The 16,717-nt window shown below is 71.3% G+C and carries 13 protein-coding genes; 9 read left to right on the forward strand and 4 right to left on the reverse strand.

Translation table 11 applies throughout. The features are described from left to right. The first annotated feature begins 528 nt into the window (after window positions 1-528). Together ABT127_RS36885 and ptsP are read left to right on the forward strand one after the other, a co-directional pair. Window positions 529-978, forward strand: coding sequence for a PTS sugar transporter subunit IIA (locus tag ABT127_RS36885; protein WP_111665561.1), 450 nt, complete (start codon window positions 529-531; stop codon window positions 976-978). Window positions 979-1,053: 75 nt separating this feature from the next. Beyond that, entirely contained in the window at window positions 1,054-2,724 is a 1,671-nt protein-coding gene (ptsP, locus tag ABT127_RS36890) for a phosphoenolpyruvate--protein phosphotransferase (protein ID WP_351460164.1), read from the forward strand. Between the two features lie 81 nt (window positions 2,725-2,805). Here ptsP and ABT127_RS36895 read toward each other — a convergent pair whose 3' ends face one another. Together ABT127_RS36895 and ABT127_RS36900 are read right to left on the reverse strand one after the other, a co-directional pair. Beyond that, a complete protein-coding gene (locus ABT127_RS36895) occupies window positions 2,806-3,705 on the reverse strand; it encodes a DUF8829 domain-containing protein (protein ID WP_351460167.1) in 900 nt (299 codons plus the stop codon). A gap of 78 nt (window positions 3,706-3,783) precedes the next feature. Further along, window positions 3,784-5,757, reverse strand: a complete 1,974-nt coding sequence (locus ABT127_RS36900; RefSeq protein ID WP_351460170.1) for an acetoacetate--CoA ligase — start codon at window positions 5,755-5,757, stop codon at window positions 3,784-3,786. A 214-nt stretch (window positions 5,758-5,971) separates the two neighbouring features. On the opposite strand from ABT127_RS36900, the gene ABT127_RS36905 reads away from it, so the two are divergent. Further along, window positions 5,972-8,338 (forward strand): glycoside hydrolase family 31 protein, encoded by a 2,367-nt coding sequence (locus tag ABT127_RS36905; protein WP_351460172.1) that lies wholly within the window; start codon window positions 5,972-5,974, stop codon window positions 8,336-8,338. A 13-nt stretch (window positions 8,339-8,351) separates the two neighbouring features. Here ABT127_RS36905 and ABT127_RS36910 read toward each other — a convergent pair whose 3' ends face one another. After that, entirely contained in the window at window positions 8,352-8,888 is a 537-nt protein-coding gene (locus ABT127_RS36910) for an NUDIX domain-containing protein (protein WP_351460174.1), read from the reverse strand. A gap of 71 nt (window positions 8,889-8,959) precedes the next feature. On the opposite strand from ABT127_RS36910, the gene ABT127_RS36915 reads away from it, so the two are divergent. From ABT127_RS36915 to glpK, 6 genes are all read left to right on the forward strand, one after another. Continuing rightward, the gene (locus ABT127_RS36915) at window positions 8,960-9,769 is read left to right on the forward strand and encodes a M15 family metallopeptidase (protein ID WP_351460177.1); all 810 of its coding nucleotides are present in this window, start codon (window positions 8,960-8,962) and stop codon (window positions 9,767-9,769) included. Between the two features lie 90 nt (window positions 9,770-9,859). Then, window positions 9,860-10,318, forward strand: coding sequence for a Zn-ribbon domain-containing OB-fold protein (locus ABT127_RS36920; protein ID WP_351460180.1), 459 nt, complete (start codon window positions 9,860-9,862; stop codon window positions 10,316-10,318). Further along, window positions 10,315-11,505, forward strand: a complete 1,191-nt coding sequence (locus ABT127_RS36925; RefSeq protein ID WP_351460183.1) for a lipid-transfer protein — start codon at window positions 10,315-10,317, stop codon at window positions 11,503-11,505. The genes ABT127_RS36920 and ABT127_RS36925 overlap by 4 nt, the downstream gene beginning before the upstream one ends. Before the next feature lie 134 nt (window positions 11,506-11,639). Then, window positions 11,640-13,274 carry an EAL domain-containing protein gene (locus ABT127_RS36930; protein WP_351460185.1) on the forward strand — a complete coding sequence of 545 codons (1,635 nt, stop codon included), beginning with the start codon at window positions 11,640-11,642 and terminating at the stop codon, window positions 13,272-13,274. 372 nt (window positions 13,275-13,646) lie between these two features. Beyond that, window positions 13,647-14,399, forward strand: coding sequence for an MIP/aquaporin family protein (locus ABT127_RS36935; RefSeq protein WP_351460187.1), 753 nt, complete (start codon window positions 13,647-13,649; stop codon window positions 14,397-14,399). 87 nt (window positions 14,400-14,486) lie between these two features. Continuing rightward, the gene (gene glpK, locus ABT127_RS36940) at window positions 14,487-16,004 is read left to right on the forward strand and encodes a glycerol kinase GlpK (RefSeq protein ID WP_351460190.1); all 1,518 of its coding nucleotides are present in this window, start codon (window positions 14,487-14,489) and stop codon (window positions 16,002-16,004) included. A 92-nt stretch (window positions 16,005-16,096) separates the two neighbouring features. On the opposite strand, the gene ABT127_RS36945 is transcribed toward glpK, so the two are convergent. Further along, entirely contained in the window at window positions 16,097-16,702 is a 606-nt protein-coding gene (locus tag ABT127_RS36945) for a GTP-binding protein (protein WP_351460193.1), read from the reverse strand. Window positions 16,703-16,717 lie beyond the last annotated feature (15 nt).

The following is a 16,717-nucleotide window of genomic DNA, read 5'->3' on the forward strand; positions in this document are numbered from 1 at the left end:
CGGGGTATCAACATATCTGGCGTTGATTTTTGGCACGCTGTTGAGTTCTCAAGGAACGGACGCTTCCTTTGTACTCACCCTCTCGGGCTTTCCTCTGGGCGCTTCCCTTCGGTATTTTGCGTTTCCGACTCTATCAGACCGTTTCACCGGCCGATTTCCTCGGGGTCTTGCTTCGCTTTCCAGGAATTCGCTTTCGCGCTTTCCCTTCCGGCGGCCGTAACTCTAGCAGTCTTTTTTCGCCCCTCGGACCACACCCATGCACGCACAGGTCTAGACCACATGTAGGGTTCGACTCTTAGAGGCCGCAGGAGTCGGGTACTCGTTGGCACCTCGTGCTCCCAGGCGGAGGTACGACAGTACATGGGGCGCCGCGCGCGGTGCAAATCGTTTGCGGGGTGCCTCTACATCAGCCAACCGGTACCTCTCGTGCGGAACCGGGACTTTTTATGACTTACGCTTCGAAACGGTACGTCGTCCAGGACAGGCAGTGACGGCGACCATCGATCTCCACCCCCTGGGAGGCTTGCCATGACCGATGTGACGTCCCCGCTTGCAGGACGCGCCATTGGGCTCTCCGCCGTTCCTGACCCGGTCTTCTCCGGTGCGATGGTCGGACCCGGCACCGCCATCGACCCCGTGCGCGAGCCCTCCGAGGCCGTCGCTCCCGTCAACGGCATCGTCGTGTCCCTGCACCCGCACGCCTTCGTCGTCGTGGACGAAGAGGGGCACGGCGTGCTGACGCACCTGGGCATCGACACCGTGCAGCTCAACGGCGAGGGCTTCGAGCTGCTCGTCAACAAGGGGGACACCGTGACGCGCGGCCAGGCCGTGGTGCGCTGGGACCCCGCCGCCGTCGAGGCCGCGGGCAAGTCGCCGGTCTGCCCCGTCGTCGCGCTCGAGGCCACCGCCGAGTCGCTCTCCGACGTCGTCGAGTCCGGCGACCTCACGGCGGGCGCAGCACTGTTCGGCTGGAAGTAACAGTGCGCCGTCACTGACGGCCGGCAGGACAACCATCGCGGCGGCACGGCCGCCGCACTATCGGAGACGGGTGAGATGGAGACAACGCTGCGAGGCGTCGGCGTGAGCCACGGTGTGGCGATCGGCGAGGTTCGGCACATGGGGACGGCGGTGCTCGAACCGCCGGCCAAGCAGATTGCGGCGGACGAGGCGGAGCGCGAGCAGGGGCGCGCCCGCCAGGCCGTCGAAGCTGTCGCGGCCGACCTGATTGCGCGCGGCAATCTGGCCGGCGGCGAGGCACAGGCCGTGCTCGAGGCCCAGGCCATGATCGCTCAGGACCCCGAGCTGATCGCCGACGTCGACCGTCGTATCGCGGTCGGCAGCACGGCCGAGCGCGGGATCTACGACGCCTTCTCGCACTATCGCGAGCTGCTGGCCGGTGCCGGTGAGTACATGGCCGGTCGTGTGGCCGACCTCGACGACGTGCGGAACCGCATCGTCGCGCGGCTGCTCGGTGTGCCGATGCCGGGCGTCCCGGACAGCGACAAGCCGTACGTCCTCATCGCCCGGGACCTGGCGCCTGCGGACACCGCGCTGCTGGACCCCGCGCTCGTGCTCGGCTTCGTCACGGAGGAGGGCGGACCGACCAGCCACAGCGCCATCCTCGCGCGTGCGCTCGGAGTGCCCGCCATCGTCGCGCTGCCCGGTGCCGGTGAGCTTGCCGAAGGCACCGTCGTCGCCGTGGACGGAAGCACGGGCGAGATCTTCGTCGACCCGAGCGCCGAGAAGCGGGCCTCCCTCGAGGCCGCGGCCGCCGAGCGCAAGGCGGCGCTGGCGGCTTCGAGCGGTCCGGGTGCCACCTCGGACGGTCACAAGGTGCCGCTGCTCGCGAACATCGGCGGACCGGCGGACGTGCCGGCGGCCCTTGAAGCGGGTGCCGAAGGTGTCGGTCTCTTCCGCACCGAGTTCCTGTTCCTCGACGACAGCACGCACGCTCCGTCCGAGGAGAAGCAGGTCGAGGCGTACCGCAAGGTCCTCGAGGCGTTCCCCGAGGGCCGTGTCGTGGTGCGGGTGCTGGACGCCGGTGCCGACAAGCCGTTGGACTTCCTGACGCCCTCCGACGAGCCCAACCCGGCGCTGGGCGTGCGCGGTCTTCGGACGCTGCTCGACCACCCCGAGGTGCTGCGCACGCAGCTGACCGCGCTGGCGAAGGCCTCCGAGGGGCTGCCGGTCTACCTCGAGGTCATGGCGCCGATGGTGGCCGACCGTGCCGACGCCAAGGCGTTCGCCGACGCCTGCCGCGAGGCCGGGCTGCGGGCCAAGTTCGGCGCGATGGTGGAGATCCCGTCCGCCGCGCTCCGGGCCCGTTCGGTGCTGCAGGAGGTCGAGTTCCTGTCGCTGGGCACCAACGACCTCGCGCAGTACACGTTCGCCGCCGACCGTCAGGTCGGTGCCGTGTCGCGACTGCAGGACCCGTGGCAGCCCGCGCTGCTCGACCTGGTCGCGCTCTCCGCCGAGGCCGCCAAGGCCGAGGGCAAGAGCTGTGGCGTGTGCGGTGAGGCCGCGTCCGATCCGCTGCTGGCCTGTGTGCTGACCGGTCTCGGTGTCACCTCCCTGTCCATGGGTGCCGCGTCGATTCCTTACGTGCGTGCGACGCTCGGCAAGTACACGCTGGCCCAGTGCGAGCGTGCGGCGGCCGCGGCGCGTGCCGCGGACTCCGCCGACGAGGCCCGCAACGCCGCTCAGGCCGTGCTCTCCGGCGAGTAGGCGAGGAGGCAGGCGTCGGTCTGTCTCTTCTCGAAGGGCGCTCCACCTGTGGTGGGGCGCCCTTCGCGCTGTCCTGCCCGGTCAGTGCAGGTGCCTGCCCTCGGGGCCGGTGGTTGCCACCTCCGGCGCGGAGCAGTAGTCGACGTCGGGCTCGGGTGCCAGCACGTCTCCCGAGTAGGCGTCGATGCAGTAGGCGTCGAAGACCTGTGCCGCCGTGAGGGTGCGCAGGCTCTCCTCCTTCACCTGCCAGCCGTACACCTGGTCCCGCTCCCCCGTCCTGCTGGTGCGCAGGACGAGGGCGCAGGCGCTGCCGGTGGCGAGGGCGAGGGCGAGCACGGTGGTCAGCTCCATGGCCGCGGTCTCGTCCAGCTTGATGGTGTCGGAAGTGTCGGCATCCACGTGGAGCACCGCTTGGAGCGGCTCTCGGCCCGTGGAGGCGCTGCACACCAGGTGGTGGATGCCCTCGCCGATCGTGTCGAGCACGCGGGCGACCAGGTAGGAGGCCCGGGCGAAGGCGATCCTGCCGATGTCCTGGTGACAGACCGCGCAGGGGCCCAGGCGGGCGAGGACGGAGGAGGCGTAGGTCCACGTCGCCTGGCGGACCGCCGCCTCGACGAGGTCGGGGACGAGATCGGCCAGTGGCTGTCCCTCGTACGGGAGGGCCGGCCCGATCGAGGCGAGCTCCGCGGTGAATCGGCCGCGGCTCGTGGCGGTGTCCGGTTCCAGGCCGGTCTCCGCGCAGAACTCCGCGTACTCGTCGGGGTCGAAGAGCGCGACGCTGGTGTGGCTGCCGGACGCGGCAAGGGATTTGAGCAGTCCTTCCACCTGCCGCAGATATGTCCGGTGGTCCTCGAAGGTGAAGCTGCGGTAGCGCCGCATCGCCGTGAAGTCCTGCTCGTCCGCCAGCAGACCGATGGTTCCGGCCACCTCGCGGCGCAGGATGTGCCGCGAAGCGGTGGTCGGGCCGTGTGTGTGCGCCATGATTCCCCCTGAGCGTGCTCGATCAATGCTCACTCAGAGTAATCGTGGCCACTGACAACGGCCCGGGCCCGGCGGTGCTCAGGCGCGCTTGCGGGCGATGTCCTCGTAGAACGTGAGCAGGTCGAGGTTGTCGATGGAGCCCGGGTTCACCGCCTTGTCCAGGGGGGTGCCCTGGAGGAGGCGCTTGACCGGTACCTCGATGCGCTTGCCGGTGAGGGTGTGGGGGACGCCGGGTGCTTCGATGATCTCGTCGGGGACGTGGCGGGGCGAGAGCTGTTCGCGGATGGCCTGCTTGATGCGGGAGCGGAGGTCGTCGTCGAGGACCGCGCCGGGCACGAGGTGCACGAAGAGGGGCATCCAGTAGCCGCCGTCGGGTTGTTCCAGGCCGATGACGAGGGACTCGCGGATCTCGGGGAGCCGCTCCACGACCTCGTAGATGTCGGCCGATCCCATTCGGACGCCCTGCCGGTTGAGGGTGGAGTCGGAGCGTCCGTGGATGACGACGGAGCCGCGTGAGGTGAGGGTGATCCAGTCTCCGTGGCGCCAGACGCCGGGATAGGTGTCGAAGTAGCTGTCGTGGTAGCGGCTGCCGTCGGGGTCGTTCCAGAAGCGGATCGGCATGGACGGCATGGGGTTGGTGACGACGAGCTCGCCGACCTCGTCGATGAGGGGGTTGCCCTGGGGGTCCCATGCCTGGAGGTCCGTGCCGAGGGCGGGGGCCTGGAGTTCGCCGATGTGGACGGGGAGGGTGGCGACGGCTCCGGCGAAGCAGGAGCAGACATCGGTTCCGCCGCTGACCGACGCGATCCAGAGGTCGTCGCGGACCTCGTCGTGGAGCCAGCGGAAGCCGTCCGGCGGGAGGGGCGAGCCGGTGGTCGCCACGCAGGTGACGCGGGACAGGTCGTGGTCGCGCGCAGGGTGTACGCCGGCTTTGCGGCAGGCCATGACGTAGGCGGCGGAGGTGCCGAAGAGGGTCGCTCCGGTGCGTTCCGCGATCGCCCACTGGGCGTCCGTCGCGGGGTGACCGGGGCTGCCGTCGTAGGTGACGATCGTGGTGCCGGTGAGCAGTCCGGACACGAGGAAGTTCCACATCATCCAGCCCGTGGACGTGTACCAGAAGAACCGGTCGTCGGGGCCGAGGTCGCAGTGGAGTCCGAGCTGCTTGAGGTGCTCGACGAGGATGCCGCCCTGCGACTGGACGATGGCCTTCGGCAGGCCGGTCGTGCCCGAGGAGTACAGCACCCACAGGGGATGGTCGAACGGGACGGAGGTGAAGACGGGTGCCACGTCGCCGGAGGTGAGGGCGGCCCATTCGAGAGCGTCCTCGGGGGCCTCGGTGCCGAGCAGGGGGATGTGCACCACCGCGCGCAGGGAGGGCAGTTCCGAGCGGAGTTCGGCGACGGTGTCGCGCCGGTCGTGTTCCTTGCCGCCGTAGCGGTAGCCGTCGACGGTGAACAGGACGACGGGTTCGACCTGCTGGAAGCGGTCCAGGACGCTGCGGGCGCCGAAGTCGGGCGCGCAGGAGGTCCAGACGGCGCCGACGGCCGCGGTGGCGAGCAGGGCGACCACCGCCTCGGGGATGTTGGGGAGGTAGCCGCTGACGCGGTCGCCGGGGCGGACGCCGAGGGTGCGGAGTTCCGCTGCCAGCGAGCCGACCTGGCGGCGCAGCTCCGTCCAGGTGACGGGGCGGGGTTCCTGCGTCTCGTCGACGTGGAGGATGGCGGGGGTGTCCGCACGGGCGGGGTCCTCCGCCGCGCGCAGGGCGTGTTCGGCGTAGTTGAGGGTGGCGCCGGGGAACCATTCGGCGCCCGGCATGGAGCGGTTGCCGAGCACGCGCGCGTAGGGGTGGGTGAAGCGCACGTCGAACCAGTCGGTGACGGCTTTCCAGAATGTTTCGAGTTCGGTCACCGACCAGCGGTGCAGTGCCTCGTAGCCGCCGTCGGCGGGGGCTCCGTACCGGTCGGCCGCCCAGGCCTGGAATCGGGTGATCTGCGCGTCGGCGATCTGTTCCCGATCGGGCTGCCAGAGCGGCGTGGGGTTCGCAGTGTCCATGGGGCGGCTCCCGGAAGTACGCGGCGTGAGCGTTCTTGGCGCGCACGGGCTGGGGTGTGCGCGTGACGCGGCTGACAGGGACGATGCCACGTGATCGACTTCGGCACCAGGGCGTCCCCCACATAGTCCGCGTCGCGAAGATGTGTCTGCACCACCGGTGAACGGAAGTTGAACGCGGCACCCGCGCGTGGCGGGCAGTGGCAGGGTGAGCAGCATGAACGGTCGTGACCTGGTGCGCTCGGTGAAGGCGGTCTCTCAGGTGGGTGCCGCCCAGGGGCTTCGGGCGGTGCGGGCCTCGTGGCGGCATCGCAGAGCGGACTCGGCGGGGCTGCCGCAGCAGGGGCCCGCGCGGGCTCGGGTACCGGGGAGCCTGGCCGGGGTGGACCCGGCCCCCGGTGGCGGCCGGGTGCGTTTCGCCCGCTCCGAGCTGCGGATCCTGGTGACGGTGAACGGTGCGGTCTTCTGGGGGTGGGACGGCGCCGATCCGGAGCCCTCGTACGCGCTGGCGGGGGTGTGTCCGGAGCCGGACGCCCGGGTGACGCTGGAGCCGGACAAGGACGGCGGTTGGCGGGTGGTCGCCGAGCGGGCGACCGTGACGGTGTCCCGGCATGGCACGATCGAGCTGTGCACGCCGGGCGGCGTGCTGCTGCGCCGGGAGCTGCCGCCGCGCTGGTGGGAGCCGGAGGGTGGTGGCGAGGCGCGCTGGGCGCAGCGGGCGGAGGTCGCCGCGGACGCGCGGTTCTTCGGTCTCGGCGGCCGTCCTTCGGGGCCGCGGCTGCGGGAGGGCACGTACCGGATGTGGAACACCGCTCCGCCCGGTGCGTTCGGGGCGGCGGACGATCCGCTGTCCATCACCATGCCGGTGCAGATGGTGGTCGCCGACGCGGGCACGCACCTGGTGTTCCACGACACGACGTGGGACGGCACGGTCGCCCTTCGCGAGGGGCGCGAGGGTGACGGGTCGGGGCACGACAGCGTCGGGTCCTGCGAGCTGCGGATGCGGGGCGGTCCGCTGCGGTGCTGGGCCCTGGTGGGCACGCCGTCGCGTGTGGTGCGGGGGTGGACGCAGCTGACCGGCGGCGCGGTGGTACCGCCGTCCTGGGCGCTGGGCCATCAGCACGCCGTCCGCGGCTCCGGTGACGGGGCCGGGACCGAGCGGGAGGTGCGCCGTGTGGTGGCCGGATACCAGGAGCGCGGGTTGCCCCTGGACGCGGTGCATCTGGACGTCGATCACCACAGGGCGCGGCGGGGTCCTGGGCTTCCCGGTGACCCGCCCGGTTCTTTGCGTCGGCTGGCGGACGCGTTGCGCGCCGACGGGGTGCGTCTGGTGTCCGTCGTCGAACCCGGCGTCGGTCCGGAGCGCGGCGACGCGGTCTACGACGGGGGGCGTGCGATCGACGCCTTCGTGCGCGACCCGGCGGGCAGAGCGGTGCGGGGGGTCGTTCACGGCGGTGAATCGGTGTACCCGGATTTCACCGCGGAGCGGGTGCGGAAGTGGTGGGGCGGGCTGTACGAGGCGCGTCTCGCCCAGGGTTCCTCGGGGTTCATGCACGACGTGAGCGAGCCGCTGTCGTTCGCCGGGCTCGGCGACCGTTCGCTGCCGCTGTCGGCCCGGCACGATCTCGACGGCCGCGGGGCCGACCATCGCGAGGTGCACAACGTGTACGGGTTGTGCATGGCGCGGGCGGGCTACGAAGGGCTGCGTGAACTGCAGCCGCAGGAGCGGCCCTTCCTGTGCTCGCGTTCGGGCTGGGCCGGGATGCAGCGCTACGGAGGAAGCTGGTCCGGTGGTGTCGCGACCGGCTGGCCCGGTCTGCGGGCCTCGCTGTCGCTGGTGGTGGGGCTCGGTCTGTGCGGGGTGCCTTACGCGGGAGCGGATGTGGGCGGATCGGAGGGTGAGCCGTCGCCCGAGCTGTTCCTGCGCTGGTTCCAGCTCGGCGCCTATCTGCCGCTCTTCCGCACCCATTCGGCGCTGCGCGGGGGCCGGCGCGAACCGTGGAGGTTCGGCGACGACGTGCTCGGCCACGCGCGCGTGGCCCTGGACGAGCGTCGGCGCCTGCTGCCCTACTTCATGACGCTCGCTCACTTCGCCCGGCGTACGGGTACGCCGTATGTGCGTCCTTTGTGGTGGGCGGCGCCCGAGGACCGGGCGTTGCGCGACTGTGAGGACGCCTTCCTGTTGGGTGACTCCCTGCTGGTCGCTCCGGTGTGGGAGCCCGGGGTCAGGAGCAGGGAGGTGCTTCTGCCGCGGGGGCGGTGGTACGACACGGTGACCGGCGAGGCGTTCGAGGGGCCGGGGCGGGTGACGGTGAGTGCCCCGCTCGCGCGGATTCCTGTTCTCGCGCGCGCGGGCGCTGTGGTTCCGGTGCGTGCCGGGGACGGGGGCATCGCGCTGGATGTCTGGGCTCCTGCGCCGGGGCGCACGGGCGGTGGTTACGTCGCCGTGGAGGCCGGGGACGGCCCGGAGGAGCCGGAGATCGAGCGCTACCGGGTGCACCGCAGCGGGGACCGGGTCGTCGTCGAGGCCGACGGCGAGGACGGTGGGCGGCCCCCGCATCCGGTGCGGGTGCGGGGCCTGTGACGCGCTGTGCGGGTTACATGTAGCGGCCTTCGAACCAGGCACGGACCGCCACCGTGTGCAGGGGGAAGGCGAGTTCGGCGGGGCGGCGCAGCAGGTGCCAGCCGTCGGTCTCGTCGGTGGGGGCGCTCGTCGGCAGCTGGGCCGCGGGGCGTTCCGGCAGCACGCCGAAGAGGAGGAGGTGGCCGTCCGGGGCGCTCATGGCGTCCGCGAGTCGTACGTCGCGGGTCGCCGTGTCGATGCCGGTCTCTTCCCTCAGTTCCCGGACGACGGCCTGGCGCCAGTCCTCCCGGTCGTCGACGAAGCCGCCGGGCAGCGCGACCTCGCCGCGCGCGGGCGCGATGGTGCGGGTGATCACGACGAGGGCGGTGCCCGTCGTGTCGTACACGGGCTGCAGGGCGATCGCCACGGGCAGCGGGTTGCGATAGGCGACGGAGTGGCAGGCGGGGCAGGTGCGCGGCCAGCCGCGTACGTCGGTCCCGTAGGCGGCCCCGCAGCTCGAACAGTGCGAATTCGGGACGGGGTTGGCCGTGGAGTGGGTTGATGCGGACACGGCGCGGACTGTATCCGATCTTCGGGGTCCGGTCTTCCCCCGCGGGCCCCTCGCCTGATAGACGCAGGGCCATGACTCGAACTGCCGCCGCTCTGCGGAGACTCGCTGTCCTCACGGCCGCCGCGCTGCTCGGTACGGCCGCCGCCCCGTCGGCCGCCCGGGCGACTCCCGATCCCAAGGCGCCCGAGGAGTTCGTGGCGCTCGCCGACGTCGATCCCACGATCGTCCAGGAGATCCGCTACTTCACTGCGCACAACTTCGTGGGTGAGCCGGTCGACGGCTACAAGAAGCCGATGTGCATCCTGACGAGACCGGCCGCCAAGGCGCTCCACAAGGCGCAGACCGGGCTGCTGAAGCAGGGCTACTCCCTGAAGGTCTACGACTGCTACCGGCCGCAGCGGGCCGTCGATCACTTCGTGCGGTGGGCCAAGGACCTCGACGACCAGAAGATGAAGGCGGAGTTCTACCCGCAGGTGGACAAGACGCGGCTGTTCGCCGACGGGTACATCGCCGAGAAGTCCGGCCACAGTCGCGGCTCCACGGTCGATCTGACGGTCGTGAGGCTGCCGGTGCGACCCACACGTCCATATCTGCCGGGTGAGCCGCTCAAGGCCTGTTACGGGCCGCAGAAGGAGCGCTTCCCCGACAACTCCGTGGACATGGGGACGGGGTTCGACTGCTTCGACACCCTGGCCCACACCGACGATCCCCGCGTCCAGGGTGTTCAGCGGACCCATCGGGACCTGCTGCGCGGCGCGCTCTCGGACCAGGGGTTCGTCAACCTGCCGGAGGAGTGGTGGCACTTCACCTACAAGCCCGAGCTGTTCCCGGACACGTACTTCGACTTCCCCGTCTCACGGAGGTCCCTGACCGGGCACTGAGGCGCACGCGGTTCCGCGGGACCCCTGACGGCGGGCGGTTGCCCGTGGCACACTTCTGACGTTCCGTCAGATTCGGTGTCGGGAGGGTTCGTGACGCGTACGCGCACACCGGTCGTGGCCGGTTGGTTCACCGGTGAGGGTGAGGACTTCCGCCTGTTGGGGACGCGCTGCTCGGCCTGCGCGTCCGTGTTCTTCCCGCGGGAGGACGGGGCCTGCCGCAATCCCGGCTGCACGGGCGGCGATCTGGTCGAGGTACCGCTGTCCCGGCGCGGGCGGATCTGGTCGTACACCGACGCGCGCTACCGGCCCCCGGAGCCGTACGTCTCGGACCGGGAACTTCCCTGGGAGCCCTACACGTTGATCGCTGTGGAGCTGGCCGCTGAGCGATTGGTGGTGCTCGGGCAGGGGGTTCCCGGGGTGTCCGTGGCCGATCTGGAGATCGGCATGGAGGTGGAGGTCGTTCCGGGGCTGCTCAGCGAGGACGGGAACGAGGCGAGCGGTACGGCCTGGACGACATGGCACTGGCGGCCGACGGGGGTGACGGCATGACGGGGGACGTGGCGGTGCTCGGCGCGGGCATGCACCCGTGGGGCAAATGGGGACGCAGTTTCGTCGAGTACGGGACGGCCGCGGCCCGGTCCGCGCTCGCGGACGCGGGGGTCGGCTGGCGGGACGTGCAGTCGGTGGTCGGCGCCGACACCGTGCGCGGCGGGTATCCCGGGTATGTGGCGGGAGCGACGTTCGCGAAGGCCCTGGGCTGGCAGGGCGCCCGCGTGACCAGTGTCTACGCGGCGTGCGCTTCGGGGGCGCAGGCCATCGCCACGGCGCGGGCGCAGATCCTCGCGGGGCTCGCGGACGTCGTGCTCGTCGTCGGCGCCGATGCCGCGCCCAAGGGCTTCTTCCGGCCTGCCGGAGGCGATCGACCGGACGATCCCGACTGGCTGCGGTTCCGCGTGCTCGGCGCCACCAATCCGACGTACTTCGGTCTGTACGCGCGCCGGCGGATGGCCGAGCACGGGGACACCCTGGAGGACTTCGCCCAGGTCAAGGTGAAGAACGCGGCCTGCGGAGCGCTCAATCCGCACGCCCGCTACCGCAAGACGGTGTCGGCCGAGGAGGTGGCCGCCTCCGCCGTCGTCGCCGATCCGCTGCGGCTCCTGGACATCTGCGCCACGTCGGACGGCGGCGCGTCGCTGGTGCTGTCCAGCATGGAGTTCGCGCGACGGCACGGAGCCACCGACCCCGTGCGGATCCGAGCGGTGTCGACGGTGACACCCACGTATCCGAACACGGTGCTCGATCTGCCGGACATCGCCACGGACTCGGCCGCGGGAGCCGAGCCCGACGGCTCCTCCTTCCGGTCCTCCATAGCCCACGCGGCCTACGAGGAGGCCGGAGTCGGCCCCGATGAGCTGTCGCTCGCCGAGGTCTACGACCTGTCCACCGCCCTGGAGTTGCAGTGGTACGAGGACCTGGGGCTGTGCGCCGAAGGAGCGGCGGCGAAGCTGCTGCGCGAGGGGGCGACGGCGCCCGGCGGACGCATACCCGTGAACGTCAGCGGGGGGCTCGCGTCCTTCGGTGAGGCGGTCCCGGCTCAGGCCATCGCCCAGGTGTGCGAGCTGACCTGGCAGTTGCGGGGCACGGCCGGGGCCCGGCAGGTGGCCGGAGCCCGGGTCGGCATCACGGCCAACCAAGGGCTCTTCGGGCACGGTTCGTCGGTCGTCGCGGTGCGTTGACCGACAGGTCCGGCCAGCAGCCTTGATCGCTGCCTTGATCAGCGGGTTCGCACGCTGTGTGATCGCCTCGGAATGCTGCGTGAACAGCGTGTGAACTGGGCCTGGAGGTGCACCGGGGGCACCATCATGCTGCCGTGCGCTCCTGGACGGACAGTCTTCGCTTCGCCTTCCAGCCCGTGGTCAATCTGGCCACGGGGACCGTGGCAGCGCTGGAGATACTGGCACGTCCGGAGCACGGCGACGTGCTGGCCCGGGCCCGGCGCGAGCCCGAACTCGACGGCCGGCTCGCCGCGTTGGCGGTCGGCGACGCCGCCCGCAAGGAGACGCTGCTGCCGCTGCACGTGAACGTGTTCGCGGGCACGCTCGCCGACCTCGGCGGGCTCTCGGCGCTGCGGGACACGGTGCGGGCGGTGGGGCGGCTGCCGTGGGAGGTCACCGTCGACGTGGGGCCGCCGTTCACGCACGTACCGCACCGGGCGCTTCTGGAGGGGGTCGCCGCGCTGCGGGACGACGGGTTCCGGATCTGTGCGGACGGGGTCGGTGACGGCGATCTGCCGTTGCGGCTGCTCGACGACCTGGCGCCCGATCTGGTCAAGCTGGACGCCTCGCTGCTGACGCGTACGGCGTCGGTGCGGGCGATGCGGACCCTGTGCGAGGAGTCGGGGGCACTGCTCGCCGTCGAGGGAGTGGAGTCGCAGGCGCAGTGCGTCGCGGCCCGGGACGCCGGGGCGCAGCTCGCGCAGGGGGATCTGTTCGCGCCGCCGTCACGGCTGCCGACATCGGATGTCCATCTGCCCGGGCTGCCGTCCGCGACCGGGGTGCCGAGACCGGCCGGGCCGTCGGTGCGGGAGTTCGTACGGCCCGCCGCGCTGCTGCCGCAGGGCGCCTCGGCGGAGCAGGTGCGCACGCTGCTGACCGGGGCACCGGAGGTCTCGGGCGTGCTGCTCGTGGACTCGGCCGGGGTGCCCGTGCGGTCGGTGCAGCGGGACCGGTTCCTGCTGTCGCTGTCCGCGCGCTACGGGCACGCCCTCTACGCGGACCGGCCCGCGGCGCGTCTCGGTGACCCGCCGCGCACCGTGGGCATCGCGGCGACCGCCTGGGAGGTGCTGGACGTCGTCGCGGACGGCGAGCGCAGCCGCACCGCCGACGATGTCGCCGTGGTCGACGGCGAAGGGCGGTGCGTGGGCGTCGTGCGCCTCGCCGACCTCGTACGGGCCCTCGCGGAGAGCCGGGTGGAGGAGGCTGCCGGTCTCAATCCGCTCACCCGGCTGCCCGGTTCGGACGCGGTCACCGGCGAGGTCGACCGCCGGCTCGCGCAGGGCCGGGGCTTCGCCCTGACCTGGCTGGACATCGACGGGTTCAAACAGGTCAATGACGGGGCGGGGTTCGCCGCGGGGGACGAGCTGATCCGCGCGGTGGGCCGGGCGCTGGCGCGTACCGAGTCGGAGGCCGTGCGCGTCGGACACATCGGAGGCGACGACTTCCTGGTCCTGGCCGATCCGGAGCGGCTGGACCCGCTCGCCGCCGCGCTGCTCGACGCGCCGTGGTCGGCGGGTGGCCGCGCGGTGACGCTGTCGCTCGCCACGCTGGTGTGCCCGCCCGGCAGCGTGCCCGACCACCGCGGGGCGGCGGCCTCGCTGGCACCGCTCAAGCGGGCCGCCAAGGCGCTGCGCGGGGCGAGTTGGGTGTGCGGGCAGGCGGGCCGTGCGGGCTACGTGGTGCGGCGCGGGAGAGCGGCGGACGGAAACGCCGTGGTGCCGTCGCTCTAGGGCGGCGTACCGGCGCGAGGCCCTTCGCGCACGTCATGGCCGTGCCGCCGAACGCCGTTCGGCAGCAGGCGTTCGCGGAGTGTCCGGCCCCGGTCAACCGGTGCGGTCGGCGACCTTGACGCTCCAGTACGGCCGGTGAACACTTCCGGGTGTCAGTCGGCATCGCCGCATGACGGCCCACCTCCGATCGTGGCAGGTCAGGGCCGCTCCCCCACGCGCGGTTCCGGCTGTGCGGGCACGCTCGTCACGGACGCCGGGCAGGGCACGGGATCTCCCCTGGACTCGGCGGAAGTAGCCAGAACCAGCCAGGGGAAACGCCCCCTGCGCGGAGGACCGGGGCGCTCCGCCCCGGGCGAGGGGCTAGGAGCCGCTATGCACAGCAACGGAGACATCTTCGTCGGTGAGGTCATCGGCACCGCCATTCTGATCCTGTTCGGCGCGGGCGTCTGCGCCGCCGTCACCCTGAAACACTCCAAGGCCAGAGCCTCGGGCTGGATCGTCATCGCGTTCGGCTGGGGGTTCGGCGTGCTGGCCGGCGCGTACACGGCCGCGCCCCTGTCCGGCGGTCATCTCAATCCCGCCGTCACCCTCGGCATCGCCGTCGACACCGGCGACTGGGACCAGGTCTGGGTCTATCTGTGCGGCCAGATGGTCGGCGCGATGCTGGGCGCCGTCCTCGCGTACCTGGTGTATCTCGCGCAGTTCAACGCCAACGCGGGTTCCGCCGCCGAGGGCGCGGCGGCCGACGACGGTCCGCTGCCGACGCTCGGCATCTTCTCGACGATCCCCGAGATCCGCAATCCGGTCGCGAACCTGCTCACCGAGGTCATCGCGACGATCGCGCTGGTGCTGCCCATCCTGGCGTTCGGGCTCAGCAAGGGCCTGGGCGAGTCGGGGACGACGGTGCTGATCGTCTCGCTGCTGGTCGTCGGCATCGGCCTGTCGCTGGGCGGGCCGACGGGCTACGCCATCAACCCCGCACGTGACCTGGGTCCGCGGATCGTGCACCAGTTGCTGCCGATCCCCAACAAGGGCACGTCCGACTGGGGTTACGCCCTCGTCCCGGTCGTCGGTCCGCTGATCGGCGGCGCGCTGGCCGGGGTCATCTACAACGCAGCGTTCTGAAACGCGGCCGCGGAATCGTTCCGGCCAGGTTCCACGGCGTTCCGACTCCCGACCCACGTACGACCGTCTTCTCACGAAGGGGTAGCCATGCCCGACACTTCCGTGAAGTACGTAGCCGCGATCGATCAGGGCACCACGTCGAGCCGTTGCATCATCTTCAACCAGGACGGCGAGATCGTCGCCGTCGACCAGCGCGAGCACCGTCAGATCTTCCCGAAGCCCGGCTGGGTGGAGCACGACGCCACCGAGATCTGGTCCAAGGTCCAGGCTGTCGTGGCCGGCGCGCTCGCCAAGGCGGGTCTGCGCGCCGACCGGCTCAGCGCCCTCGGCATCACCAACCAGCGTGAGACCACGGTTCTTTGGGACCGCGCGACCGGGAAGCCGGTGCACAACGCCATCGTGTGGCAGGACACCCGGACCTCGGCGCTCTGCAACGAACTGGGCGGCTCCGACGGGCAGGACCGGTTCCGCGAGCAGACCGGTCTGCCGCTGGCGAGCTACTTCTCCGGGCCCAAGGCGGCCTGGCTGCTCGACAACGTGCCGGGGCTGCGGGCGCGCGCGGAACGCGGTGACATCGCCTTCGGGACGATCGACTCCTGGCTGATCTGGAACCTGACCGGCGGCACCGACGGCGGTGTGCACGTCACCGACGTGACCAATGCCGGACGCACCATGCTGATGAACCTGGAGACCCTGCAGTGGGACGCCTCGATCCTCTCCGCGATGCGGGTGCCCGAGGCGGTCCTTCCGGAGATCCGTTCGTCGGCCGAGGTGTACGGCACGGCGGTCGGGCAGCTGTCCGGGGTACCCGTCGCGTCCGCGCTCGGTGACCAGCAGGCCGCCGTGTTCGGACAGGCCTGCTACGACACCGGCACGGCGAAGAACACGTACGGCACGGGCAGCTTCCTGCTGCTCAACACCGGCAACCGGCCGGTCCCCTCGAAGAACGGGCTGCTCACCACCATGGGGTACAAGATCGGCTCCGAGGCGCCGGTGTACTGCCTCGAAGGGTCGATCGCGATCACCGGGGCGCTCGTCCAGTGGTTCCGCGACCAGCTCGGCATCATCAAGTCGGCCGACGAGATCGAGACGCTGGCCGCAAGCGTCGACGACAACGGCGGGGCGTACATCGTGCCCGCGTTCTCCGGTCTGTTCGCGCCGTACTGGCGTTCCGACGCGCGCGGTGTGGTCACGGGACTGACCAGGTACGTCACCAAGGGGCATCTCGCGCGGGCCGTCCTGGAGGCGACGAGCTGGCAGACCCGTGAGGTCGTCGACGCCATGTACCAGGACTCCGGGGTGCGGATCACGACCCTGAAGGTCGACGGCGGCATGACGAAGAACAATCTGCTGATGCAGCACCAGGCGGACGTGCTCGACGTGCCCGTGATCCGCCCCAAGGTGTCGGAGACGACGTGCCTGGGCGCCGCCTACGCGGCCGGGCTCGCGACGGGTGTCTGGAACGACCTGGACGAGCTGAAGGCGCACTGGCAGCGCGACGTCGAATGGACGCCGTCGATGGACGCGCAGACCAGGGACCGCGAGTACCACAACTGGCACAAGGCGGTGGAGAAGAGCCTCGGCTGGCACGAGGACGGCGTGTAGGGCCCCCGATCACGGGGTGAGCGGCACGCGCGCGCAGAGGCGAAAAACGCTTCTCCGCGCGCGTGCTGCCGCGTGACGGCTCAGGCGACGGCTCAGGTGACGGCCGGCTCGCGGCGCCGGGCGGAGACGGCCGCGGCGTGCTCGACCACCCCGATGAGCACGTTCTTCACGGAGTCCTTCTCGCGCGCGTCGCACAGCACCACGGGGACGGCCGGGTCGAGGTCCAGCGCCTCGCGCACCGTGTCGACCGGGTAACGGGCCGCGCCCTCGAAGCAGTTGACGCCGACGACGAACGGGATGTCACGCCGCTCGAAGTAGTCGATGGCGGCGAAGCAGTCCTCCAGCCGCCGGGTGTCGGCGAGGACGACGGCGCCCAGCGCGCCCGTCGCGAGCTCGTCCCACAGGAACCAGAAGCGGTCCTGGCCCGGTGTGCCGAAGAGGTACAGGACCAGGTTCTCGCGGACGGTGATCCTGCCGAAGTCCATGGCCACGGTGGTGGTGTGCTTGCCCTCGACGCCCTCGGTGTCGTCGAGCGGGCGGCCCGCTTCGCTGAGCAGCTCCTCCGTGCGCAGCGGCCGGATCTCGCTGACCGCGCCGACGAGGGTCGTCTTGCCCACGCCGAACCCGCCGGCCACCAGGATCTTGAGCGTGACGGGCTCGACGGGGGCCCTGCCGCGCTCGGAACGCCCGAAGATCATGGGTTGTCTCTCCTG

It is taken from the genome of Streptomyces sp. NPDC001904, from assembly GCF_040297005.1.
GTDB lineage: Bacteria > Actinomycetota > Actinomycetes > Streptomycetales > Streptomycetaceae > Streptomyces.

Bases quoted from the DNA above. Each gene is read 5' to 3' on its own strand.
- ABT127_RS36885 (WP_111665561.1), top strand. From the start codon at position 529: ATGACCGATGTGACGTCCCCGCTTGCAGGACGCGCCATTGGGCTCTCC.
- ABT127_RS36905 (WP_351460172.1), top strand. From the start codon at position 5,972: ATGAACGGTCGTGACCTGGTGCGCTCGGTGAAGGCGGTCTCTCAGGTG.
- ABT127_RS36945 (WP_351460193.1), bottom strand. From the start codon at position 16,702: ATGATCTTCGGGCGTTCCGAGCGCGGCAGGGCCCCCGTCGAGCCCGTC.
- ABT127_RS36935 (WP_351460187.1), top strand. From the start codon at position 13,647: ATGCACAGCAACGGAGACATCTTCGTCGGTGAGGTCATCGGCACCGCC.
- ABT127_RS36915 (WP_351460177.1), top strand. From the start codon at position 8,960: ATGACTCGAACTGCCGCCGCTCTGCGGAGACTCGCTGTCCTCACGGCC.
- ABT127_RS36895 (WP_351460167.1), bottom strand. From the start codon at position 3,705: ATGGCGCACACACACGGCCCGACCACCGCTTCGCGGCACATCCTGCGC.
- ABT127_RS36900 (WP_351460170.1), bottom strand. From the start codon at position 5,757: ATGGACACTGCGAACCCCACGCCGCTCTGGCAGCCCGATCGGGAACAG.
- ABT127_RS36925 (WP_351460183.1), top strand. From the start codon at position 10,315: ATGACGGGGGACGTGGCGGTGCTCGGCGCGGGCATGCACCCGTGGGGC.
- ptsP (WP_351460164.1), top strand. From the start codon at position 1,054: ATGGAGACAACGCTGCGAGGCGTCGGCGTGAGCCACGGTGTGGCGATC.
- glpK (WP_351460190.1), top strand. From the start codon at position 14,487: ATGCCCGACACTTCCGTGAAGTACGTAGCCGCGATCGATCAGGGCACC.